The sequence below is a fragment of the Parasediminibacterium schistidii genome, from assembly GCF_046546515.1.
Lineage (GTDB): Bacteria > Bacteroidota > Bacteroidia > Chitinophagales > Chitinophagaceae > Parasediminibacterium.
The window spans coordinates 18,910-42,308 of the sequence record NZ_JBKHKJ010000023.1; the positions used below are offsets into that span (position 1 = coordinate 18,910).

Sequence of the window (23,399 nt, forward strand, 5' to 3'; positions counted from 1 at the left end):
TAAATGTTCAAATTTTTGAAGAATCGTTTTTTCTTTTATTAATCTACATCGAAAGGATAATTCGCATCAATGTAAATATCTTTATATACTTCGCTATCATCTGGCCAAGGGCTTTCCTCGGCAAATTTCACGCTTTCATCTACAAGGGTTGCAATTTTTGAATCTATTGCATCAATTTCTTCTTGTGTGGCGTAGTTATTGGTAAGAATAGTATCCAATACCTTATGCAATGGGTCTTGATTTTTATATTCATCAACCTCGTCTTTGCTGCGGTATTTTTGCGGGTCGCTGATAGAGTGCCCTTTATAGCGGTACGTTTTCATTTCCAGCAGTGTTGGCCCACCGCCTTCCCTTGCACGCTTCACGGCACGGGCTACGTTTTCGTGTACCAGTTCAGGCACCATGCCATCGACCTTATCGGCAGGCATTTCATACGCATCAGCCAATTTATAAATATCTACCACGTTGCTTGTCCTTTCTATGGAAGTACCCATTGCATAGTTGTTGTTCTCGCAAATAAAAACGACAGGCAGTTTCCACAACATCGCCATATTGAATGTTTCGTGCAGCATGCCTTGCCTTGCAGCACCGTCCCCAAAAAAACAAAGCACTACGTTGTTAGTACCTTTATATTTTTCAGCAAAAGCCAGACCAGCACTTGTGCCTATCTGGGCCCCCACAATGCCGTGGCCCCCAAAAAAGTGATGCTCTTTGCTAAAGAAGTGCATACTGCCCCCCTTGCCTTTAGCACAACCAGTAGCTTTTCCATACAGCTCGGCCATACCTGCATTAGGGCTAATGCCTTTTGCCAAGCCTAAACCATGATCGCGGTAAGCCGTGATAAAAGGATCTTCTGGTATCGTAGCCGTCATGCAGCCAGCAGCAATGGCTTCTTGGCCAATATACGCATGGAAAAACCCACGTATTTTGCCAGCCATCTTGTACATTTCTTCTGCCTTTAACTCAAACTGGCGTATCAGTTGCATCAGCTCATACCAATACATGTAGGTTTCCTTGGAAAATTTAGTCTGCACTTGCTCAAAATTTTGAGCGGCAAATATAGGAGTTAAACGTTAAAAAAACAGGGGAAAGATTTAAGGAAATAGGAACTTGCAAATAGTGGATGATGTTTGTACCAGGCCAAGGATTTGAGGCTAAATTTTATAGCTAAGACTTAGCCATTTTAATAAGTGCAAAAAGGAAAGCCCAAACTATTAATAAAACATACATTGAAATGGTAAGCGAGTTGTGTGTTTTTTTAAAAAAGGGCCATTTCTGGTTGCCTCTGGTTGAAACAGTTGTGGCAGGATATACACGCAAAAAACTTTTGGCTACAAAACCTAGCTTATTAGGCTTGTACCAAAAAAGAAGTATGAGTTTTAAGAGGCAAAAAACCAGTAACAAAATCGGCCCGTAGGCAATAATGAAGGAAATTAAATCGTCTAGTATGGACGATGAATTTGTGTCGTCTAATAACATATGTGATGGGGGGTATAAAGTTTTCTGAAATTATGTAGAACATTATTTTATGTATATTTATCAATAGGCATCTAATTCTTTTTTTATAAAAAGTATTAGTACATTAATTGACACTAAATAGGCATGAAACGTTGCATATTTTTTTTATAGCGTATAGGTTTAACTTATTATAAAATTGTAGTCAGTACCAACTTCTGCTACCTTCGCCAAAAAAAATTGCGTGAAGCACTTAGTAGCCGTAAATAAATATTTCTGGAAATACAAAAGCCGTTTGTTCCTTGGTATCTTGTTCATCGTTTTATCTAACTACTTTAGGATTTTAAGCCCGCAGGTTTCGGGCTATGTTGTGGATAAGGTAACCCAAGCCATTCAAATAAAAAATGGGTTGGCAGTTACGCACCATGGGAGGAACCTAAACTACGATGGGCTGGTAAAACAACTGGTAAGTTGGGTGGAGGATAGCCATACCAGTTTTGGGCGCATGGTTGTGTATAGCGGCATAACGTTGCTTATTTTGGCACTGCTTGGTGGTTTTTTTATGTTCCTGATGCGGCAAACCATCATTGTGATGAGCCGCCATATAGAATATGAGCAGAAAAATGAAGTATATACGCATTACCAGCAGTTAGATGCTGGCTTTTACAAAACCCACAGCACTGGCGACTTGATGAACAGGATTTCTGAAGACATTAGCCGTGTGCGGATGTACACAGGCCCAGCTGTAATGTATGTCATTAACCTATTGGCAACTATTGGCTTTAGCGTGTTTTATATGTGGAAAGAAAATGCCGAGCTTACGTTGTATGTACTGGCACCACTGCCTATTTTAGCCATTACTATTTATTCGGTAAACACAGTCATACATAGGAAAAGTGAACGCATACAGGCTTTGCTGTCTAACTTAACCACTACGGCACAAGAAAGTTACTCAGGCATAAGGGTAATTAAATCTTTTGTACAGGAAAAAGCCATGCTGCTTTTTTTTAATAGCAATAGCGAAGAATATAAAAAGAATGCCATCAGCCTTGCAAAACTAGAAGCCGTTTATTTCCCTTCCATGGCTTTGCTAATTGGTATCAGTACACTCCTAACCATTGCTATTGGCGGTTGGTACCATGCTTCTGGCCATGTGCCAACCGTTTCGGCAGGAACTATCACCGAGTTTGTTATTTATGTAAACCTGCTTACGTTCCCAGTTAGTGCCATTGGGTGGACGGCCAGCATGATACAAAGGGCAGCGGCTTCGCAAAAAAGGTTAAATGAATTTTTGGAGACAAAATCGTTGATTGTAGAGACCTCACCCCAATCCGACCTCACTCCAGCCCTCTTAGAAGTGAGAGGGAGCAAGAACAAAGGAGAGGGGCAAGAAAGCACTACGTCTTTGAATGGGGATATTGTATTTGAAAATGTATCGTTTACCTACGCCCATACGGGTATTAATGCCATACAGCATTTTTCTTTAACCATTAAAGAAGGGCAAAAGGTATTGGTGATTGGTAAAACAGGCAGCGGCAAATCGACATTGGCACAATTGCTATTGCGTTTTTATAATCCTGACGAAGGCAATATAAGCATAGGTGGCAAACAGCTCAATCAAATACCTCTTAAACAATTAAGGGAAGAAATAAGCTATGTGCCGCAGGATGTGTTTTTGTTCAGCGATACAGTAACCAACAATATTGGCTTTGGGCTAAGCGAAAAACCATCACAAGATGCGGTGGAACAAGCAGCAAAGTTTGCCAGCATACATAAAGAAATATTGGGTTTTGAAAACCAATACGAGACCATGATTGGCGAGAGGGGCGTAACCCTTAGCGGCGGCCAGAAACAGCGGATTTCCATAGCCCGCAGCCTGATTAAAAACCCAGAGATAGTAGTGTTTGACGATTGCCTGAGTGCCGTGGATGCCAAAACCGAAAGCGAGATCATCAATAACCTGTACCAATATTTGCAGCGGAAAACGGCCATCATTATTACACACCGCATTTTTTCCACCTTCAGGTTCGATAATATTATTATATTTGAAAATGGTGCCATTGCAGAGCAGGGAAATCATGCGGAATTGATGGGTAAAAAAGGTTATTATGCTGAACTTTACCAACTCCAATTGACAAGGGAGCAGCCGGAAGAAGTAATGGAATAGTGGTTTAAAACGCTATTTATCCAAAATTTTACGGGCAACTTTTAAAACCAAAGCTCGTGGTACAAACCTAATTGAATTTGCCATTATGTAATTCATAAACCCTTGTATGGCAACTGTTTTTCCTTTCATCATGGAAGCATACCCATATTCGGCTACTTCTTTGGATGTTGGCATTTTTCGGCCTTTTACAACTTTGCTTTCTTCCATCGATGCTGCTTCCTGAAAACCACTTTCGGTTGCCCCAGGGCATAGGGCAGTTACGGTAACCCCTAAGTTTGCTACCTCATTGCTGATTGCTTCTGTAAAACTTAATACATAGGCTTTTGTTGCGCAATACACAGCCATTGTGGGGCCCGGCTGGAAAGCAGCAGTAGAAGCTACATTCATTATTTTGCCAGCTTTACGCTTTACCATGTCTTGAAGATAGAGCTTGGTAAACAGCGTTAAAGTAGTAATGTTCAGGTTTATCATTTGCAACTCTTTGCCCCAGCCTGTTGCTGTAAACAAGCCATAGCCACCAAAGCCTGCATTATTGATTAAGTAGTCAATTTGAATGTTTTCTTTTGATGTTTCTTCATACACTTCTTGGGCTGCGTTTTGAGCAGAAAGGTCTTTGCCAATTGTGTACACTTTTATCTTGTATTTATTTTCCAGCTGGGTTTTAAGTTCGTCAAGTTTTATTTTGTTTCTTGCCACTAAAACTAAATCGCCCCCTTTTGAAGCATGGATTTTTGCTAGTTCAAGCCCAATGCCGCTGGATGCCCCTGTTATTAATGCTGTTTTTTTCATGGTTGAATTGTTTTGAGTCTCAGTGTTCCCAATTTTTAGAATAATATACAAATATATAAACAAGTATTGCCGCTAGCACTCTATAAAGGGTGCATAAAAGTTTTTCGCTTTTTAGTGAAAAAATACCCTAGTACCAACCTGCCCGCCACTTATCCCAAAAAGCTGGAACAAACACCCCACGGGCAAGAAGATGGGATGCAAAACGAGACACTTATACAATTTCTACACTATTACTTTTTTTAGAGTTTTTATTAAAATAGTTTCAGTTTTGCCAATTTTCGGTCTTATTTCCTATTCGCAATTGTTTGAAAAATTGTTTCCTCGCCTTTAAGTGATTGATTATCAACAATAACGGCAAAATTATATGCTTATTTTGTGCCTATTTTGTGCCTATTTTTTGAGTGATTTGTGCATACTTTTTGCATATTTTATGCTCATTTTGTGCGTAGTTTTTGCTTATTTTACAGCCATCAATACAAGGCTAATTTTTTAAGCTAAAACTATCTTAATATTAATAAAAAAATAACTTTGATGCAAGTACTAGTTGATAGCTTTTAAAATGCATTTAATTTAGGTTTTTTAGCAAGTGCATTTCTGGCACAAAGATAAGGTTTTTAAAGATTAGGGAATATCGCCACGAAGCGAAAAACTTTTATGCACCCCTCTATAAACATTGTACGGGTGCATTTAAAAAATTTCGCTTTTTCTTGCTGCCCAGCAAGCATCCTATATGGGGGCATTTTTGGATGCTCATGGGGGCATATTTCCCCCATATAGGATTTTTATTTTGGGTTATATGCCTATCCATGCCAATTTTACATTAAAGGAGCAACTGTGGGCATTTTGGCCTTGCCTCTCAAATCGGATGTTAGTTGGCTTGGAAAATGATAATTCACTATCAAAATCATATCAGTATATTATCAATAAACTATCATTTTCTTATCAATAAACTATCATAAAACTCACTTAAATTATAATAAAAAATGAGACTTAAAAAATATAAATAACTGAATATCAATGAATTACAGGAAAAAAGGAAGACAGTAAAAAAAATAAATCACAAAAAATGAAAAATAACCTATTTCAAACTATCCCCTCCTTTGTTCTTTTTCTCTCTCCTTTCGGGGAGGCTGTGTTTAGGTCGGGATGTAAGATGGGGCTTTCACAATCACATAATAAAGCTTCTTCTAAATAAAAAAAGCCAATGAAAAGCGAAGATTTGAAATGCACCCATATAAAGCAATGACATGCAAAAATGGAAAGTTTTTTTAGATTAAAATACCCTTATAATTAAACAAATAGATATTTTAAATGGTTTATTAAACAAGAATTTGTATTTTAGGGCTTCAACTGCAATCATATATTATTAAATCGAAAACAAACCCCATGAAATCACTGTTTACCTTTTTGTTGCTTTGTTGTTCGTTATTTGCGTGGTCGCAAGCCACTAAAATAAGCGGTACTATTACGAGTAATAACGGCACACCCTTGGAAAATGCCACGATAAAAGTAAAATCGTCTAAAACTATTTCCAGCACCAATAGTGCGGGGGCTTTCAGTGTTTCTGTAGCCCCATCCGATGAATTGGAAATAAGCATCGTTGGTTATGCTACCAAAAAGGTTAAAGTAACCAATACAACCACGGGGCTTTCTATTGTGTTGGAAGCTAGTTCAGTCGATTTGAAAGAAGTAGTGGTCTTAGGTAGCCGAAGGGCAGGCAGGGTAAAAACAGAAACAGCCGTTCCTGTAGATGTAGTAAATATGAGTCAGGCAAGTTTACCTACCGCAAAAATGGACCTTACCTCTGTTTTAAATGCTGCTGCGCCTTCTTTTAACTACAACAAGCAAAGTGGCAGCGATGGGGCAGACCATGTAGACCTTGCCACCTTGCGTGGGCTTGGGCCAGACCAAACACTGGTGCTGGTAAATGGAAAGCGCCGCCACCAAACTGCGTTTGTAGCTGTTTTTGGCACAAGAGGCAGGGGCAATTCCGGTACAGATTTGAATGCCATACCAGAAGGGTCGATAGACCATGTGGAAATTTTGCGTGATGGCGCATCGGCACAATATGGCTCCGATGCCATTGCGGGCGTAATAAACCTTGTGCTGAAAAAAGACATCAAGCAATTAAGTGCCAATGTTGGCTGGAGCGGGTACAACGACAAAAAATACAATAGCTGGTATGGCAGGTCGCTTGGCCAGTACGAATATGGCAGCCCGATAGACGGCAATACCTTGTCGGTAAACCTCAACTATGGCTTGCCTATTGGCAAGCAAGGTGGGTTTATAAATGTTACTGGTGGCTTTAGTGCCGTGGGCAAAACCTTTAGGCAGGTGCTGGACACATCTAATTTGTTTGGGAACAAAGATGCCCTCATCATCAATAATGTGAGAAGGGCAAATGGCGATGCATCCATGAACGGGGGTGGGGTTTTTATAAATGCCGAGATACCTGTAAGCAGCAGCACTACATTCTATACTTTTGGCGGGGCAAATTATAAGGCTTCTGATGCATTTGCCTTTTCTAGGAATTACCCTTCACGCCCAGATAAATTCCCTTCCGATGCCAATGGCAACCCAGTTTTGGTAAGTGGTATCATGCACGTAACACCTGATGGCACTGATACGTTTTACAACCCACATATCCAAACACATATTAGTGATTTCTCATTTGCCGCAGGCCTTAAAGGCACTTGGGCACATAGTTGGAACTGGGATTTGAGCAATGTGATTGGGAGGAACGATTTTCATTATTATGGCGACAAAACCTTTAATGCTTCTCTAGGTACAAGCAAAACCCATTTTGATGATGGTGGGTTCAATTTCCTTCAAAACACTGCGAATTTCAATGTAAGCAAGGAAGTGCCAAACGTTGCTTCGGGCTTCAACATTGCATTTGGTGCAGAGTACCGTTTTGAAAACTACAAAATATACAAAGGGGAAGAAGCCTCTTACAAAAACTATGACCCCAATAAACTTTCAGGCGCCCAAGGCTATCCTGGCTACCAGCCAGCAGATGTGGTGGATGCAAAAAGGAATGTGGGCGGCATATATGCCGATGCAGAAATGGATGTTACCAAAAAATGGCTGGTAGGCTTGGCCTTACGTGCTGAAAACTATAACGATTTCGGCTCCACTGCCAATTTCAAGATAGCCTCCCGCTACAAGATAACCAACAATTTTAATGTGCGTGGCTCGTTCAGTACAGGTTTCCGTGCGCCTTCTTTACAGCAAATCAATTTTAGTAACACATTTACTACCGTGCAAGGTCCGAATAGTTTCGACGTAAAAATTGCCCCCAACTACAGCCCCATTGCAAAAGCTGCAGGCATCCCCGACCTGAAACAAGAAAAATCCCAAAATGGAAGCCTAGGGTTTACATGGAAACCTGTAAAGGAACTCAGCATCACAGTAGACGGCTATTATGTAAAAATAAAAGACAGGGTAGTGCTTTCTGGCCAGTTTAGCGCATCAGACCCAACGTTGGATGCTGGGCTTACAACTACTTTAAATAACCTTAAAGTAGGCTCTGCACAGTTTTTTGCCAATGCGGTAAACACCACCAACAAAGGGGTGGACATTGTTTTGGAATACAATAAAAAATGGAACAAGCAATCATTCAAGGTATTGTTGGCAGGCAACCTGCAGCACATGACTATTGATGATATCAATACCCCTGCAAAATTGAATGACAACGATTCACATAGGCTTACCTTCTTAAGCTACAGGGAAAGGAATTTCATCCTTGCATCTGCACCTCCGGCCAAGATATCCTTAGGTTTTGATTATACTTACAAAAAACTAGGTGCAGGCCTCCACTTCACTTATTTTGGCAAAATAGACTTGTTTGGCTATGGTGATGGCACTCCTACCGATTTCTCAAACAATTTCCAGAATGGCGATTTGCTTGCATATGTGCCAGCAGATGTAGACAACCACCCTGTGAGGGACGAATATATTTACCATCCTAAAATATCAACAGACATATACTTATCGTATAAACTGTGCAAGGCTGCTACCTTTTTTATTGGGGCAGATAACCTGTTTAACGCACATCCCGATTATGGCTTTTTGCAATCAGCCAAATACTGGGCTTTTAACGACGAAGCCGGCGGTCCTTGGGATGCCGTGCAAATGGGTACAAATGGGCGGCGTTTGTTTGCTCGGTTAGCATTTAATTTTTAAAAGTTTTAGCCCACCAAAAATAAAAAACAGCATGTGAGATAGTTTTCTTACATGCTGTTTTTGCTTCAGGCTTTTCGTTTACCATTAGCGCAAGCTAAAAATTGATGATGAGTGCTAAAGCACACTTTAGGCGTAGCACTTTGATAGATACTTCAAGCCTAGAAGCACTACTTTATTGTTTGAGAAACATTTTCCCAAAAAAGATTCACCCCAAAAAAAAGGTTTCCGTATTTTGGCAGCATTATTTATAAAGGATTGTTGCCTCTAGTAAATTACAAAAGCAATACAAGATAAAAACTGAATATTATGGTGAAAATGAAGCAAACCATGCGTTGGTTTGGGCCTAAGGACCCGGTAAGTTTATTGGATATTAAGCAGGCTGGCTGCACGGGCGTGGTTACTGCGCTGCACCAAATACCCAATGGGGTGGTATGGAGCGTAGAAGATATTAGAGAGCGCAAAGCAATAATAGAAGCGGCTGGGCTAGCATGGGATGTAGTGGAAAGCGTGCCTGTGCATGAGGACATTAAAACCCAAAAAGGCAATTACCTACAATACATCAACAACTACCAGCAAAGCCTGCAAAACCTAGCTGCCTGCGGTATAAAGATTGTAACCTACAACTTTATGCCAGTGCTGGACTGGACAAGGACCGACCTTAGTTATACCTGTGCCGATGGCAGCAAAGCATTGCGCTTTGAAAAGTCTGCCATGGTTGCTTTTGATGCGCTGATACTCAAACGCCCTAATGCCGAAAAGGATTTTACTCCGGCGGAATTGGAAAAAGCCCAAGCCAAATTAGACAGCATGACTGATGAGGAAAAGCAACTACTGCAAAAAAACATCATAGCGGGCTTGCCCGGCAGCGAGGAAAGTTTTACCCTTGGGCAATTCCAAGAAGCATTGGACAATTACAAGGGGATAGATGAAGCCAAGCTGCAACAGCACCTGATTTATTTTCTGCAACAAGTAACGTCTGTGGCCGATGCAGTAGGAGTGAAGCTAGTGATTCACCCAGACGATCCCCCTTATGCTATTTTTGGATTGCCGAGGGTAGTTAGCACTGCTAAGCATGTACAAGCTTTGTTTGATGCCGTGCCTAATGAAAGCAATGGGCTTTGCTTTTGCACAGGCTCATTTGGCGTAAGGGAAGACAACGACTTGCCAGCCATGGTGAAACAATTCGCCAGCAGGATAAACTTTGTGCATCTACGCAGTACGCAAAGGGACGAGGAAGGCAACTTCTATGAAGCCAACCACCTAGAAGGAAATGTAGATATGTATGCCGTGGTGAAAGCATTGGTGGAAGTAATGCAAGAAAGGCAAACCACCATAAACATGCGGCCAGACCATGGACACCAAATGCTTGACGACCTGAAAAAGAAAACAAACCCCGGTTATAGTGCCATTGGCCGTTTGCGTGGATTGGCAGAATTAAGGGGGCTGGAATTAGGAGTTGCCCGGTCTATACACGCATAAGCAGAAAAGTGCATAACTACGCTGCCCAATTAGATAATTTCTGCATATTTTGCGGTAAATAATGAAATTGGGAAGCGTTTTTTATTTAACGAAATACTCGTTCCTGTATAAAATAGAAGTGTTAATAGATAATGGAAGCAAAGCCTGAGCATAAGCCAAATAAACTTTTATATTCCTACATATTTTTATTTGTAGTGTTTATTGTGTTCTTGATTGTAAAAAGGTGCAACCTCCCGGAATCAAGTAAAAATATACAGGACAGCACCAGAGTAGCACCAGCAGAAAAAGGTGATGGCATTTTAAGAGCCACTCAAACGCCTTTTTATACAAAACATGCCCGGTGCAGAATGGAGTGCAGGCATATAAATGAAACGGAAGTACTGGATATATTGAAAAATGGCACGGTAAATTATAAAAAAAGTGACCTGGCCGAGGTAGGCTGCGAAAAGAAATACGCTTTAGAAGGATACACCAAAGACCATAATCAACATGTAAGGATAATTGTTGCCCCATGCGATAATGTAGTAACCGTGATTACCTGCATAGACCTCGACCATGATTGGATTTGCGATTGCGGTGAAGATTACGAAGGCAGTTTTCATTCAGAATTAAAAAAGCCGTAGGGAGCTTTGTGCTACTTTGAGCCTTCGTGCCTTTGTGGCAATTAAAGCCTCGCCACAATCTTATGAAGATTCTTAAAAAACCGAAAATTAAGCAGCACCGCAGAAAAGGTAAGCCCGGTTACAAAGCCAATCCATATACCGCTAACGCCCATTTGGTAATGGAATGCCAGCAGATACCCGACAGGTATGCCTATGCCCCAATAGGCTATGGCTACATAAATGGTGGGCATCACCACGTCTTTTACCCCACGGCAAAGCCCAACGCCTATCGCCTGCGTTGCATCTGAAATTTGGAAAATAGCGGCATAAACAAGTAAGATACTTGCTACCCGAACCACTTCTGCATCTTTAGTAAAAGCATAAGGCAGGTAACTGCCAAAAGCAACCATTAATAATGCTGCAAGGAAGCCATAGAGCAGTCCACTGATTGCCGTGCTTTTTCCAATTAACGCAAGGGACTTGCCATCGCCCTTGCCAAAGGCATCACTCACCCTTATAGACCCCGCCATCGAAAACCCAAGCGAAGCCATGAATGTTGTAGAAGCACAGTTGAGGGCAATTTGGTGTGCAGCCTGTGGCACAGCCCCCAGCCAGCCCACCATGATGCCTGATATAGAAAACGCCCCAGCTTCCATGCAGTATTGAAGGCTGCTAGGTATGCCTATGCCTAGCATTTCCCTGAAAGTTGCTTTGTTTAGTTGCCAAGCCTGTTTCCGCAAACTAATAAAAGGATGGAAGGTTTTGTGTTTCAGCACCACTATTGCCATAGCAATGGCCAATAGTACCCGTGAAATAAAAGTAGCCATGCCTGCACCAAAAACGCCGAAGGTGGGGCTGCCCAGATGTCCATAGATAAATACCCAGCACAAAAATGCATTTAATGGAAGCGAAGCCATAGACAAAACCATGGCTGTTTGGGTGTATTGCAACCCATCAGCAAAGTTTTTGCTGGCACCAAATACCATCATGGGTATTAACGAATAGCCCATGATAATTAAATAGTTTTTTGACAATGCCGCCACTTCCGGATCTTGCCCCATATAAGGAAGGTAGAAAGAAATAGCATGTACCACCAATGCCAGCACCACGCCACAAACAAGGCTTAGTGTCCATCCATTATACAATACATGGGATGCCTTGTGGGGATTGTTTTGACCATTGGCAATGGCAACCAATGGCGTAATAGCCATGGTAAGCCCAATGCCAATTACTAGGGGGATGGCCAGCACGTTTACAACTAAAGAAGCAGCAGCCAATTGTTTGTAGCCCAATGTGCCAATCATGGCTGTATCTATCAAGCCATAAGCTACTTGTGTAAGATTGCCAAGTATCAAAGGAATGGCAATGGCAAGCGTAGCTTTAAAAGTATTAAAATTAGTCATAAGTGGTAAGTGATAAGTTGTAAGTCTTAAGTCGAAAGGAAATAATAGTCTTATTAATGACAGACACAAAAATTATAGTAAAAACTTCATAAGCCTGTGCTTATGACTTACGACTTACCACTAGCTTTTCATGTATTGCCATCACTTGGGGTATCAATAGTTGCTGCTCATTGTTTAGAATCACAAAATCGCAGAGGCGCATTTTTATCTCTTGCTTTATTTGTTTGCCTATGCGGGTAAGCACATCTTGCCTGCCTGTGTTGTCTCTTTGCATCACCCTGTTTATGCGCAAGGCTTCAGGGGCAGAAACCCCAATAATATAATCTAGGTTGCCGGCCGTTCCTGCTTCAAAAAGCAGGGCGGCTTCTTTTATGCAGTAAGGGGCGTGTTGCTGCTGCATCCATGCTTCGGCAGCACGGATTGTTGCAGGGTGGGTGATATTATTCAAAACTTCTAGCTGGTAGCTATCGTTAAAAACAATATCGGCAATGTATTTCCTGTTTAGCTTGCCTTCGGTGGTGTACGCCGCATTGCCAAATGCTGTTTTAATGGCCTCTATCAGGCTGGCATCTTCCTCCATTATTTTTTTTGCAGCACTGTCCGCATCAAAAACTGGTATGCCCAACGTTTTGAAAATTGCAGCCACTACGCTTTTGCCGCTGCCAATACCACCTGTTAATCCTATTTTTAGCATAGTATAGGGTATTTAACCACAAAGTACACGAAGTTTTTTCGCAAAGGGCAGAAACCACCCTGGCCTTTGGCCACCCCTCAAGAGGGGAATGATTTAGGTACAGTAACTCAGAGGAGGGGAACAGCGAAGATTTTATAAAAACAAAGAAACCCAAATTACACCTGCAATTTGGGTTTTTTCAAAATACTTATAACTTACACCTTACAACGTAAAACTAATAATGTATAACTTATTTAGCCGCTACCACTGGTTTGTTCAAAGCTGCTGTCCATTCTTGGCTGATAGCGCTTTTTTCAATTTTCAGGTAGCTGCCTGGGTTTACTTCTATCGTTAAAGTGCCGTCTTCATTTACTTTAAAAATACTGGCGTGTATGCCTGCAATGGTTACAATTTTTGCACCTTTTTGCAATTCCTCAATAAACTTCTTTTGTTCTTTTGCCTTTTTAGCTTGCGGCCTAATCATGAATAGCCAAAATACCAATATGATACCACCCATCAATACAAATTGGATAGAACCTCCTTGCTTGGGGTCCCCTGCTGCTAATAATAGCAAATTCAAATGCGTCATTTTATTTGTTTTTTTACGTTAACCGTTGACCGATAACCGTTCACCGACTTACGCTTTGTTTTAAAAGAACTTTTTTACTGATAACAGTTCACTGACGACAAGGTGGTCTGTCAACGGTGAACGGTCAAGAATTATTTCACTGGCTTTGTAGGCAATACCACTTTGTCGCCCGGTGCACCTTTTACATTTCCGGTGAATACGAGGTATTTTTCCGTTCCGTTGCTGGTGTTGGTGCTTACGATGATTGTTTTATGAATATCCCCACCACCATGTATTTTGTTGCTGTCAAATGCACCTGTTACCCAGCCTTCGCCGCCTGGGGCTATTGGTTCCTTTGTGTAGTCTGCCACTGTGCAGCCGCAACCAGGTTTGGCACTGGTAATAATCAAAGGTTTAGTACCTGTGTTTTTGCAGAGGAATTTTACTTGAGCTTTTTCGCCCATGTTTATCGTACCAATGCTTACCAGCGTATCTAGCCATTGCACGGTTGTGAAGTTGGCAGTGTCAACCGCAGCTTTCTTTTGCACCTCCGCTGTACCTCCGTTGCAGGAAGCAAAGGCTAGTAAAATAAGTAATGATGAACCAGCCAGTAATGTTTTCATGTTTTATCTAATTTTTATAATGAAAAATTGTTTTATTCAATAGCAGTGTTATTTGCTGCAAATCTTCAATTTTTATCATTCAAATCAAAATAATCAACGTTAAAATGCCCTTAACCCTGCATTTTATTTTTTTTGCTTAAATTCTATTTTGTTCAATTTATCGGCCTGTGCCAGTTCCTTGTGTATATTGTCTAATATACCGTTCACAAAAAAACCGCTTTGCTCGGTGCTGTATTCTTTTGCAAGGTCTATGTATTCGTTGATGGTTACCTTAGTAGGTATGGTTTCAAAATACAAGAACTCGCAAACCCCCATCTGCATCAGCACCATGTCTAGCGAGGCAATCCTTTCCGAATCCCAGTTTTGCAGTTTGGGCTTAATAAGGTCTAGCAAATACTGCCTTTTATTATAGGTGCTTATCAGCAGCGATTTGGCAAACGCCCATTTTTCCTCGCTTATTATCTCCTGTAGGTTATAGCCATTAGGTTTAGAAAGGTAATTGTTTACCATTTGGTCCATCATCTCGCAGTCATCGTCCCAATTGTTGAATAGTTCTTCCAAGTGCGATGTAAAAACTTCGTCTGGCAGCATCAAATTGGTAAAAATAAAACGCAATATTTCTTTTTCCTTTTGTTTTTCGCGGCTTTGTGCGTTAATGTACAACTGGTATTCGCTGCTTGCTACTAAGTTGTTGTATATCCTTTTTAGGAAATCGGGGTTGATAAGGTTTTCTGGCTTTACTTTCTCAACTGCTTTTTTAAAAGATTCATTTTCTACTATCTGCCACAACAGCTCGTTGCCCGCCAGCTTGGTGTTTACGTTCAAGTCTTCTAACGTAGGCAAATGCTTGTTTGCTTTTTTCACTGCGTCTGTTTCTGCATAGCGTGCCACTTCCGTGGTAAAATAAAGCAGATAAACGAGTAGTTCCTTGGTTTTTTCAAAACTTTTTTCCAATTCAGCCACAGGGTTTTTGATGGCATTGTCCCCTTTGCCAGCATCCATCATGTACAGTAGCTGCATTACTTTAACCCTGATGTTTCTTCTACTAATCATTCAAAAAAGATCTTTGTTTCGAGTCGGCGAAGATAGGGGAAACGATTGCTTGCACAGTAATATTTCGCTGTAAAGGCATGAAGAAACTCAAAGGTTCAAGGAAAGAGCAGGCAAAGCAACATGTATGCACACTTTTACTTCTGGCAAGGTCTTTGAAAAATTACCATTAAGTATATAGGCAATCTATCTGTAAAATACGCAGTGTATAAAGGCTTTCTGCTTCATTTATGCGATACCGAATGCCTGCTGGGGAATTAATTCCACAGTAATTATCAATTATCAATTATTAATTATTTATGGCTGATACTAAAATAAATTTATTTATTGTCCACAGCGATTATTTGGCCGTTACACGGCTAAAAATGTACTTGTTTGCAAAGTTTGGCAAGTATATAAGCATCACTTCTTTTTACAAGGGCGAAAGTTGCCTGCTGCATATTGATGCAAGTACTGCTTTTATTGTGCTAGGCACAATACCTGACGAGCAAAACAAGGTGAACATTTATAATGCCGTGAAGGCGGCCAACGCTGAGACGGAAATAGTTGCATTTGCCGACAATGAAACCATTGGGGCAATTTTGGCAGCTTACCTTGACGGCACAACGGGCGTTTTATTGACCGAAAACAAAAATTTCAACAAGCTGAGGCCTTTTATCAAAAGATTAGCGCCTGGCCGCTTGCAAAACATCACAAATGACATGGGCGTGGCTGGCTACATTACCCTTTGCCTTGGGTTTATAATATTGGTAAGCGCCATTGCTTTTTTTATGATGAAATTGAATACATAACTAAAGTTGTTTTTCTTTTGCCACATAGGGAAATGGCACACATAGGCAAGAAAAAAAAGAGAGTAAATATAGTAGTTACTTGTGTTTTTGGGTTTTCAGTGTATATAATGAAAGTTGGAGACAAGGTAAATAATTATGCTTTCTTCCTATTCTTCACTTAAAACTATGTGGTTATGTGCCTTTGTAGCGAAATAATAAATGCTTAGTATTCGCCCTCTGGCGGTTGTGATGATTTCTTTTTAGTAGTTTTTATTTTCTTTGGTTCTTTTGGCTCTGTTGTTGTTTGCTGGCTTTCTTGTTGCTGCAACAACATATTCCTGCGCGATTGCTCGTCCAGTTTTTTCTGGTCAAGGTTGCCGTTTTCATCTAGTATCATGGCTTCCAATGGTGCATTGCCATTGCCAAGCGATAGCGTTGCTAATTTGGGTACATGCCCCCAATGGTTGTTTTCCCATTTAAAGGCTTCGTAGCTGCCATCTGGCACGTAAGTATATTTGCTTTCTGGTTCATCACTTTCGCTTGCCAAATGGTCAAACACAATCATCTGTGTTTCGCCATCGTATAGCATCCTTAGCTTAGCTTCTTTTTTATATTCCAGCCCATACCTATAAGCAATCCCTTTCTGTCTGGATGTATCTGAAGGTTCAAATTTAAAATAATTTCCACCAAAATGGGGTATCCCATTCTCGTCAAAAGTCAAGATGTCTATCCATTTTATATTGCTCCTAGGCCCATTTTCATCATAGCCCAGCAGGGTATATACTTTCTTGTTCCCGTCCATGTTCAGCAATACTTTATAGTAGATAGCGCCAATCCAGTTTTTAATATTGCGTATAGAATCGCCTGGTGCTTTTGTAAAGTCTGACACGTCAAAAAGCGGGAATAGTTTTAGGCTACCATCGGGGGTACGCATTTGTATGGCCCCACGCTGGCGGTAATAGGTATAGTCTTTCATCATCTGCCATGTGAAAATGCGGAAGCTACTGTCGGGTGCATATAGTTTAGAAATGCTTGTTAAAGAATCGAAAGGGTAGTAAAAAGAATAGGGCATTTTAAGCGCACGGACTAGCCCACGGGTAAAAAGGCTATCGGCCTCAAAGCGCATGAACCAATGGTCAGCATTGATCATGTCGTAACTATACCCTTTTATTTTTTTTTCTATCTGGGGCAGGGTTAGCTTGTTTTCTTTGGCGATGGGCTGTGCTAATGCACTGCCTATTACTGTGAAGCAAAGAATTAAAAAAAAGATTTGTTTCATTGTGTGGCTGAATAGATTACTAAGGTAGCATTCTCTTGCATGAGAAAAGCTATTTTGGCAGTAACCTTATAATTTTAGGCTTTTATTAATGCAGCAGCAAAGGCGGGAAGGTTGGCAAACCGAGCATCAATATCAGGATGTGGGAATAGGGTTTCGGGGTTTGTAGTGGCCAAAAACACGGTATATGCACCAGCATTGCGCCCAAAGCCCATGTCGCTTAGTTTGTTTCCTACCATGATGCTTTTTGAAAAATTTATATGAGGGAAATCATTTTTTGCCTGCAATGCCATCCCTGCATTGGGCTTGCGGTTTGGGGCATCGCTTGCCAAATCGGGTGCATAATAAATTTTATCGATGCGGCCTTTATGACTCACAATAGCCTCCATCATGTTTTGGTGGATATGGTTTAGGTCGTCAACAGTCATCAACCCCTTGCCAACACCTTTTTGGTTGGTAACCATTACAATAGTGCCAAACCTTTTGTTTAGTATTTCTACGGTATCCAATACGCCTTCATAAAAAGAAAATTCACCCCAGTTCAGGATGTAGTCTTCCTTTTTTTCATGGTTAAATACACCGTCACGGTCTATGAATAGGGTCCAAGTTTTATCTATTTTGTTTAAATCGAACATACTAATTTATTTTACCATCAAATTCCGTTTAATCCACCAAATACTACAAAATCTAGGTTCAGACAATCTTTTTAAAATCCTCCTGTGCCTGCAAATAATCCTGCGGTATGCCAATATCTATAAAATAAGCATCCTGCACCTGCCCAAACATCTTCCGTTCAAGGTACAATGCTTCCATATATGACTTCTCGAAGGAGAATTTTTGGGGCATAGCTTCCGAAAGGAAGGCTGCGACCTTCAATACATATAAGCCACCATTGATTAGCCCTTTGTCATAATGTTGTTTTTCTTTGAATGAGGCAATTGACTGGTTTTCGTTTAACTCAACTACACCATACCTGTCAAAATTGTGCATTGGTTTTAATGAAAGGGTGCAAGCTGCAGCGGTATGGGTGTGTTGCTCCAATAATTTTTTCAAGTCAACTGCAAAAAAGGTATCGCCATTGGTTACAAACACATCCTTTTCGGTTGCTTTTGTGCAGGCAAGCTTTATAGCGCCACCAGTACCAAGCGGCTCATCCTCTATTGCATACTGCACTTGCAATACTGGGTAATCTTTTTTGATATATTCAATAACAGCTTCGCTTTTATACCCAAGGCTCAAAATAAATTTGCTTACACCCTTTTGCAAGAAATAGTCAATTACATAGCCAATAAATGGCCTGCCATTTACAGGGGCCATGCACTTGGGCAAGTCTGGTACTGCACTACGCAAGCGTGTGCCGAGGCCGCCGGCAAGGATGATTGCTTCACTCATATAATGTTATACGTTGTACGTTATAAGTTGTACGTTTTAGCCCCCCCTTTAGGGGCTGGGGGTGGCAAATACCTGTTCTTCCACTAATTCGCAAATAATATGCCCCAGCAAAATATGGCTTTCCTGTATCCGTGGCGTGGTGGTGGAAGGCACATTGAACAAATAATCGCTTAATGGCTTTATGTTTCCACCAGTGGTGCCAGTAAGCCCAATGGTTACGATGCCCATTTCCCTTGCTACTTCAAATGCCTTAATGATGTTTGTCGAATTGCCCGATGTGCTAAAGCCTAGTATCACATCGCCTTTTACGCCAATGCCATCAAGTAATCGGGCATAGATAACATCAAAGCTATAATCATTCGCCACGGCGGTTAAATAGCTTGTATTGCAGTGCAATGCTTCTGCGGGCAGTGCTTTCCTGTTTTTGTAGAACCTGCCGCTAAATTCTGCGGCTAGGTGCTGAGCATCGGCCGCGCTGCCGCCATTGCCACAAAACAACACTTTGTTGCCAGCTTTAAAAGCATCGGTTATTACACCCACAACCGTTTCTATCGTTTGCATCAAGCTAGTATCTTTCAACAATTGTTGCTTTACACTAATAGAGTCATTAATCAGTTCATGTATTTTGTCTTTCATATCGCCTAATCATAAATCGTTCTTCTTTATTATTTATTGCGTTGTCCATGTTGTCAACCCATGCTGTGTAAGCTGGTAGCTTTTCACTTCTCCACCAAAAGTGAGCAATTTATCTATTACTTTATAACGGTTATTGCCTGGGCAATAAAAAGTCATAAACCCCCCGCCACCGGCACCGCTAATTTTACCGCCACTTGCACCTGCCGTTTTAGCAGCAGCATATATTTCCTCAATCATGTTGTTGCTAATGCTTTTGGCCATTAGCTTTTTTTGCTCAAAGCCATAGTCCAATATTTCCCCTATCTCGTGCAGCCTGCCTTTTAGCAAAGCTTCTTTCATCATGCGTGATTGTTCTTTTAGCTGGTGCATGGCATCCATGGATGCTACATTTTTCTGCAACACGTTGCTTTGCTGCTCTTTAATGATAGTAGCACTTTCCCTGCTTGTAGCAGTATAATATAATACTAAGTTGTTCTCCAGTTCGTTCAAGTATTCCTGCCTGATGCGCAATGGGTTTACAATTACTTTGTCGCCACCGTAAAACTCCATGAAGTTTACCCCGCCAAAGGTAGCTGCATATTGGTCTTGCTTGCCGCCGCTCAATTGAAGGTCGTTCCGCTCTATTTCATAGGCATAATGGGCAATGTCATAATCGCCCAAGGGCAGTTTCAGCATTTCTACAAAAGCACCGATGATGGCCACCACTAGCGTAGAAGATGTACCCAAGCCGCTACCTGCAGGGGCATCTACAAAAGTACTCAACCTGAACCCTTTTTCAGGGAAGCCGTAATCTTTATGGACACGGTTGTAAACGCCTTTCAGCAAATCCAGATGACCATTTATGGGTAATTCCTTTGCCCATTCAAATATTTCTTCTTCCTTGCGGTCAAGTGCCTGTATAATTATGCTATTGCCTTCAATCAATTCAAGAGAAGCATGTGCGTACAAGGATAGGGTAGCATTTAAGATAGCCCCTCCAAACTGGTCGCTATATGGGCTAACATCTGTGCCCCCACCTGCCAAGCCAATACGCAATGGTGCTTTGCTGCGATAAATCATTTTCCTGTTTTTATATAATCGGGCTACATTGTGCAGCTATTTCATCATTTTCTAGCCAAAAAAATGCCGAGGCAAAGCAACGCTTTTTTTCTTTGGGATTGGCGGGGGTGGAAAATAAATATTTATTAAGGGTTAGTATTCCTTTTGCTAGTTGTATCTGGATACTTTAGCTTGTATCGAGCAAGGTATTGCCTGCAGGCAGGGGCATAGTGCTGGGTCAGCCCGGGACTGATGCTGGTGATTGCAATATTGCCGATGTTTTTCCATAAGCCAAATATATAACGTCAAGCTGGAACTAAAGCCAAGCAAAGAAGAAAAAGATGAAGTTTTTTCCGTCACCCCTGCTTGCGGCAATACCCATGTTATCGGCCGTTTTGTCTATGCAGGGTGTGCCATCCTTTGTTTTCTCGAACCCAGCCTGTGTCGACCTGTGAACGAATTTTGTCAACCAATAGCCTGTGTCCAGCTGCGAACGACCTTTGTCAAGCCACAAAGTTTATGAAAAAGTAAAACTTTTTGAAAGACCAAAGCCTGCCGCAGGCCTCCTTTTGTGTTCTTTTCAGGGTTGTTTTTTTAATTTTCAATTTTTTCAGATTGTTTGTTTGATGTAACTCATTGATATACAGTTGTTTTATTCATTAGTGACGAAGGTTTTACAGTGAATTAATGGTGATTTATTGTGGATTTAATGATGATTTATTGTGTATCAATGTGTATTTATCGTGTATCAATGATGATTTATGATGTATTAAAAGTGATTCATTTTAGGTTGCCAAGTCCCCCTGTTGATAAAACGCTGTAAATTAGTCTACCGTCAGGGATAGTCCAAAAGTAAAATCCTATATGGGGGCATATTTCCCCCATGAGCATCCCAAAATTCCCCCATAAACGATAGTATTGATAATCCCCAAAACCAAGTTGACCTCTATCATTATGCTAATAAGTAATAAAATAATCTCCTCCTGCTTCCGAATGCCAATTGCTGCTTTCAACTATTTTGCAACTATCCATAACCGTGTAGGTCATGTTTTCTTTTAATTCAAGATAGCAAGATGGGCAATTTGGATAGTTCGTTAAATAATAAATTCCAACATCATTAAACTGCATCTGGTTATAAGACTCTAATAAATAGGACTTATAAAGAAAAAATAAATAGCCAAAAAAGAGAATTAAAGGAAAAGCCCAAAGCTTGGTTTTCTTGTTAGAAGTTAAAGCCAGCAATAAGTAAATGATACAACCAAACCCTAATATAAAGTAAATAAAGTAAACAAGCCCTTCTCCAATTGCAGACATCTGTTAGGATTTTACAAGATGAAAAATTATTTTGCTAACCCTGACCTTAACTTTTCTGTTGTTTGGATGGGCAGTTCAGTAGAGATGGCAATTAGGTTATTATTTGCACCGTTAATTATTAATTTCCTTGCTATTTCTTCCTTTAACTTAAATTCTGCTTCCGTTTGCAATGAATAAAGCTCACTCGCTTTTAGGTGCAAGCTATCAAGGTAACGGTTGTAGCTATATTGGTCACTTTTTGGTAGCCTCATTATATCTAGTACTTCCCCAGCCTCTTTTAAGCCCTTGGCCTTGAAATTATCTTTTACTTCGCTGTTTTTTAAAAAATAAACCCATTCGTCCAGCGTGTCTTTAGCTATATCGTTGAACTGGTTTACTTTTAAAATATAAAATTCTGGGAAAATATCAGCAACTTCATCTTTTAGAAAGGTGCTTTTTTGTTTGTCAGACAATCCCAATAAATCATTTTGGTGCAAGCCCCTAAAGTTTGTCCTGCCCTTGTAAATATAGTCTTGCCCTTGTCCAAGGTCGAAATAAACGATATTAATGGAAATTACTTTCTTTATTTCTGAATAACGCTGCCCAAGCTTTAAATTTTCTGAAATGCTTTTTGAAACACCATAAGCCATCCTATGAAAATAATCTATTTCATAAGTGCTTTGTATTTCGATGATAATCAATTCGTTTTTAGCGTTCAAGGTAAATATATCTACTCTGTTATATTTGTCTTCGTCAGTGTCTTTATTGCTTTCGCTTTCTAGTATTTGTTCTATTTTGATTGTGTCAAACAACAACTCACTCAAAAAGCCTTCCAGCACAACAAAATTCGATTTATTTCTTAGCAGCCTTTTAATAGCCCAATCAAATCTTATTAATTTCTTGCTCATTTGTATGTGAAGGTAAATAAAAAAACATCTTCCTACTTGTCCCCATTCAATATAACAGGTGTTTTTCCGTTGCCCATTACAATAACCTTGCTGTTGGGCGAAGTTACCAAACCTTTCATTACTTGTATTTGTTCATATTGCAACTGCTTGTCGGTAAGGCCAGAACTCATGATGCGCTGGTAGTCGGCAATACCCTGGGCCTCCACGCGCTTGCGTTCCGCTTCTTGTTTTTCTTTTTGAAGCACAAATTCCATTTTCTGGGCATCTTGCTCCGCCTTTATCTTTTCCTCGATGGATGTTTTTACCATGGCTGGCAAGGAAATATTGCGCACCAACAATTGCTCCAATACCAAGCCACGCTGTTTAAAGCTTTCCTCAATGCTTTTGTATATCCTTGCTTGAAACTCGTCACGCTTGGTGCTGTACAAATCTACTGCTGAATAGTAAACAGCATTGTCCCTTATTTTGGTACGGGTGAGGGGGCGAACAATTTTTTCTTTGTAGTCCAAGCCTGTTTCCCGCACAATATTGGGCGCCTCGGTTGACAATACCCTGTACAAAACAGTCAAATCAATTACTACTTCCAACCCATCGGCTGTCAATGCCCTGATGGCATCGTCGCCAACTTGGTCGCCTTCGTTGTGCACGGCGCTCATAGTATAGTTCTGGGTCCTTACATCCATTTTGCTTACTTCCATCAATGGGTTCACCACGTTCAGCCCGCTGTACAAGACATCGTTCTGCACTTTGCCAAACAACGATTTCACGCCTACTTCCCCTGCGTTAATTTGCTTTACACAAGCTGTAAAAAAGCCAAGCAACACAAGTACTATACCCAATATGCGTATGCCGCCAGCAAATTGGGCAAATGGCGTGTTTGATTTTTTAAGGGAGAATGCGGCTGCGAAAACAATAATGCCAAGTACAATGAGGAACATCGTTTTTGTTTTAAAAGTGAAAGGTGAGTGTAAAGGTATAGCTAGTTGTGAATTATGAATTATAAATTATGAGTTGCAGGTTGTAAGTAGTCTGTTGCAAAAAAAAGAAAGCTGACCGCTATGTTGCCCAAAAGGTAAAATAGTACAAACTCTA

Annotated in this window: 21 protein-coding genes; 5 read left to right on the top strand and 16 right to left on the bottom strand. The window is 40.7% G+C overall.

Translation table 11 applies throughout. The features are described 5' to 3' along the window. Positions 1-38: 38 nt before the first annotated feature. Entirely contained in the window at positions 39-1,034 is a 996-nt protein-coding gene (pdhA, locus tag ACHFIY_RS13425; RefSeq protein WP_410846619.1) for a pyruvate dehydrogenase (acetyl-transferring) E1 component subunit alpha, read from the bottom strand. A 665-nt stretch (positions 1,035-1,699) separates the two neighbouring features. Here pdhA and ACHFIY_RS13430 point away from each other — a divergent pair. Further along, the gene (locus ACHFIY_RS13430) at positions 1,700-3,622 is read left to right on the top strand and encodes an ABC transporter ATP-binding protein (RefSeq protein ID WP_410846620.1); all 1,923 of its coding nucleotides are present in this window, start codon (positions 1,700-1,702) and stop codon (positions 3,620-3,622) included. Between the two features lie 12 nt (positions 3,623-3,634). Here the strand turns inward: ACHFIY_RS13430 and ACHFIY_RS13435 are convergent, their stop codons facing one another. Next, complete coding sequence (locus ACHFIY_RS13435) at positions 3,635-4,411, bottom strand: SDR family NAD(P)-dependent oxidoreductase (protein ID WP_410846621.1); 777 nt, start codon at positions 4,409-4,411, stop codon at positions 3,635-3,637. Between the two features lie 1,386 nt (positions 4,412-5,797). On the opposite strand from ACHFIY_RS13435, the gene ACHFIY_RS13440 reads away from it, so the two are divergent. From ACHFIY_RS13440 to ACHFIY_RS13450, 3 genes are all read left to right on the top strand, one after another. Then, on the top strand, positions 5,798-8,596 hold the full coding sequence (locus ACHFIY_RS13440) for a TonB-dependent receptor (protein ID WP_410846622.1): 2,799 nt from the start codon (positions 5,798-5,800) through the stop codon (positions 8,594-8,596). A 306-nt stretch (positions 8,597-8,902) separates the two neighbouring features. Then, positions 8,903-10,075, top strand: a complete 1,173-nt coding sequence (gene uxuA / locus ACHFIY_RS13445; RefSeq protein WP_410846623.1) for a mannonate dehydratase — start codon at positions 8,903-8,905, stop codon at positions 10,073-10,075. Positions 10,076-10,206: 131 nt separating this feature from the next. After that, on the top strand, positions 10,207-10,698 hold the full coding sequence (locus tag ACHFIY_RS13450) for a DUF4258 domain-containing protein (RefSeq protein ID WP_410846624.1): 492 nt from the start codon (positions 10,207-10,209) through the stop codon (positions 10,696-10,698). A gap of 41 nt (positions 10,699-10,739) precedes the next feature. On the opposite strand, the gene ACHFIY_RS13455 is transcribed toward ACHFIY_RS13450, so the two are convergent. The 5 genes from ACHFIY_RS13455 to nusB form a co-directional block, all read right to left on the bottom strand. Next, positions 10,740-12,080, bottom strand: coding sequence for an MATE family efflux transporter (locus ACHFIY_RS13455; RefSeq protein ID WP_410846625.1), 1,341 nt, complete (start codon positions 12,078-12,080; stop codon positions 10,740-10,742). A gap of 100 nt (positions 12,081-12,180) precedes the next feature. Further along, complete coding sequence (coaE, locus tag ACHFIY_RS13460) at positions 12,181-12,774, bottom strand: dephospho-CoA kinase (protein ID WP_410846626.1); 594 nt, start codon at positions 12,772-12,774, stop codon at positions 12,181-12,183. A gap of 229 nt (positions 12,775-13,003) precedes the next feature. After that, complete coding sequence (gene yajC, locus ACHFIY_RS13465; protein ID WP_410846627.1) at positions 13,004-13,342, bottom strand: preprotein translocase subunit YajC; 339 nt, start codon at positions 13,340-13,342, stop codon at positions 13,004-13,006. Between the two features lie 131 nt (positions 13,343-13,473). Next, the gene (locus tag ACHFIY_RS13470) at positions 13,474-13,944 is read right to left on the bottom strand and encodes a DUF1573 domain-containing protein (RefSeq protein WP_410846628.1); all 471 of its coding nucleotides are present in this window, start codon (positions 13,942-13,944) and stop codon (positions 13,474-13,476) included. Between the two features lie 123 nt (positions 13,945-14,067). Further along, the gene (gene nusB / locus ACHFIY_RS13475) at positions 14,068-14,997 is read right to left on the bottom strand and encodes a transcription antitermination factor NusB (protein WP_410846629.1); all 930 of its coding nucleotides are present in this window, start codon (positions 14,995-14,997) and stop codon (positions 14,068-14,070) included. Positions 14,998-15,293: 296 nt separating this feature from the next. Between nusB and ACHFIY_RS13480 the strand changes: the two genes are divergently transcribed. After that, a complete protein-coding gene (locus tag ACHFIY_RS13480) occupies positions 15,294-15,785 on the top strand; it encodes a hypothetical protein (protein ID WP_410846630.1) in 492 nt (163 codons plus the stop codon). Between the two features lie 202 nt (positions 15,786-15,987). On the opposite strand, the gene ACHFIY_RS13485 is transcribed toward ACHFIY_RS13480, so the two are convergent. The 9 genes from ACHFIY_RS13485 to ACHFIY_RS13525 all read right to left on the bottom strand — a co-directional run bounded on the left by ACHFIY_RS13485 (position 15,988) and on the right by ACHFIY_RS13525 (position 23,245). Then, positions 15,988-17,043, bottom strand: a complete 1,056-nt coding sequence (locus ACHFIY_RS13485) for a hypothetical protein (protein ID WP_410846631.1) — start codon at positions 17,041-17,043, stop codon at positions 15,988-15,990. A 74-nt stretch (positions 17,044-17,117) separates the two neighbouring features. Next, positions 17,118-17,675, bottom strand: coding sequence for a D-glycero-alpha-D-manno-heptose-1,7-bisphosphate 7-phosphatase (locus tag ACHFIY_RS13490; RefSeq protein ID WP_410846632.1), 558 nt, complete (start codon positions 17,673-17,675; stop codon positions 17,118-17,120). Between the two features lie 58 nt (positions 17,676-17,733). Continuing rightward, complete coding sequence (locus ACHFIY_RS13495) at positions 17,734-18,432, bottom strand: nucleotidyltransferase family protein (protein ID WP_410846633.1); 699 nt, start codon at positions 18,430-18,432, stop codon at positions 17,734-17,736. Positions 18,433-18,480: 48 nt separating this feature from the next. Further along, positions 18,481-19,068, bottom strand: a complete 588-nt coding sequence (locus ACHFIY_RS13500; protein WP_410846634.1) for a D-sedoheptulose-7-phosphate isomerase — start codon at positions 19,066-19,068, stop codon at positions 18,481-18,483. Between the two features lie 33 nt (positions 19,069-19,101). Beyond that, complete coding sequence (locus tag ACHFIY_RS13505) at positions 19,102-20,127, bottom strand: GHMP family kinase ATP-binding protein (protein WP_410846635.1); 1,026 nt, start codon at positions 20,125-20,127, stop codon at positions 19,102-19,104. Positions 20,128-20,422: 295 nt separating this feature from the next. Continuing rightward, the gene (locus tag ACHFIY_RS13510) at positions 20,423-20,620 is read right to left on the bottom strand and encodes a hypothetical protein (protein WP_410846636.1); all 198 of its coding nucleotides are present in this window, start codon (positions 20,618-20,620) and stop codon (positions 20,423-20,425) included. A 443-nt stretch (positions 20,621-21,063) separates the two neighbouring features. Beyond that, positions 21,064-21,420, bottom strand: a complete 357-nt coding sequence (locus tag ACHFIY_RS13515) for a hypothetical protein (protein ID WP_410846637.1) — start codon at positions 21,418-21,420, stop codon at positions 21,064-21,066. A gap of 26 nt (positions 21,421-21,446) precedes the next feature. Further along, positions 21,447-22,307, bottom strand: a complete 861-nt coding sequence (locus tag ACHFIY_RS13520) for an Rpn family recombination-promoting nuclease/putative transposase (RefSeq protein WP_410846638.1) — start codon at positions 22,305-22,307, stop codon at positions 21,447-21,449. Between the two features lie 32 nt (positions 22,308-22,339). After that, entirely contained in the window at positions 22,340-23,245 is a 906-nt protein-coding gene (locus ACHFIY_RS13525; protein WP_410846639.1) for a prohibitin family protein, read from the bottom strand. Between the last annotated feature and the right edge of the window lie 154 nt (positions 23,246-23,399).

Coding starts and splice junctions, on each gene's coding strand:
- ACHFIY_RS13485 (WP_410846631.1), bottom strand. CDS start 17,043: ATGAAACAAATCTTTTTTTTAATTCTTTGCTTCACAGTAATAGGCAGT.
- ACHFIY_RS13515 (WP_410846637.1), bottom strand. CDS start 21,420: ATGTCTGCAATTGGAGAAGGGCTTGTTTACTTTATTTACTTTATATTA.
- ACHFIY_RS13435 (WP_410846621.1), bottom strand. CDS start 4,411: ATGAAAAAAACAGCATTAATAACAGGGGCATCCAGCGGCATTGGGCTT.
- yajC (WP_410846627.1), bottom strand. CDS start 13,342: ATGACGCATTTGAATTTGCTATTATTAGCAGCAGGGGACCCCAAGCAA.
- ACHFIY_RS13480 (WP_410846630.1), top strand. CDS start 15,294: ATGGCTGATACTAAAATAAATTTATTTATTGTCCACAGCGATTATTTG.
- ACHFIY_RS13495 (WP_410846633.1), bottom strand. CDS start 18,432: ATGAGTGAAGCAATCATCCTTGCCGGCGGCCTCGGCACACGCTTGCGT.
- uxuA (WP_410846623.1), top strand. CDS start 8,903: ATGGTGAAAATGAAGCAAACCATGCGTTGGTTTGGGCCTAAGGACCCG.
- nusB (WP_410846629.1), bottom strand. CDS start 14,997: ATGATTAGTAGAAGAAACATCAGGGTTAAAGTAATGCAGCTACTGTAC.
- ACHFIY_RS13525 (WP_410846639.1), bottom strand. CDS start 23,245: ATGTTCCTCATTGTACTTGGCATTATTGTTTTCGCAGCCGCATTCTCC.
- ACHFIY_RS13455 (WP_410846625.1), bottom strand. CDS start 12,080: ATGACTAATTTTAATACTTTTAAAGCTACGCTTGCCATTGCCATTCCT.
- coaE (WP_410846626.1), bottom strand. CDS start 12,774: ATGCTAAAAATAGGATTAACAGGTGGTATTGGCAGCGGCAAAAGCGTA.
- ACHFIY_RS13440 (WP_410846622.1), top strand. CDS start 5,798: ATGAAATCACTGTTTACCTTTTTGTTGCTTTGTTGTTCGTTATTTGCG.
- ACHFIY_RS13470 (WP_410846628.1), bottom strand. CDS start 13,944: ATGAAAACATTACTGGCTGGTTCATCATTACTTATTTTACTAGCCTTT.
- ACHFIY_RS13450 (WP_410846624.1), top strand. CDS start 10,207: ATGGAAGCAAAGCCTGAGCATAAGCCAAATAAACTTTTATATTCCTAC.
- ACHFIY_RS13520 (WP_410846638.1), bottom strand. CDS start 22,307: ATGAGCAAGAAATTAATAAGATTTGATTGGGCTATTAAAAGGCTGCTA.
- ACHFIY_RS13500 (WP_410846634.1), bottom strand. CDS start 19,068: ATGAAAGACAAAATACATGAACTGATTAATGACTCTATTAGTGTAAAG.
- ACHFIY_RS13505 (WP_410846635.1), bottom strand. CDS start 20,127: ATGATTTATCGCAGCAAAGCACCATTGCGTATTGGCTTGGCAGGTGGG.
- ACHFIY_RS13490 (WP_410846632.1), bottom strand. CDS start 17,675: ATGTTCGATTTAAACAAAATAGATAAAACTTGGACCCTATTCATAGAC.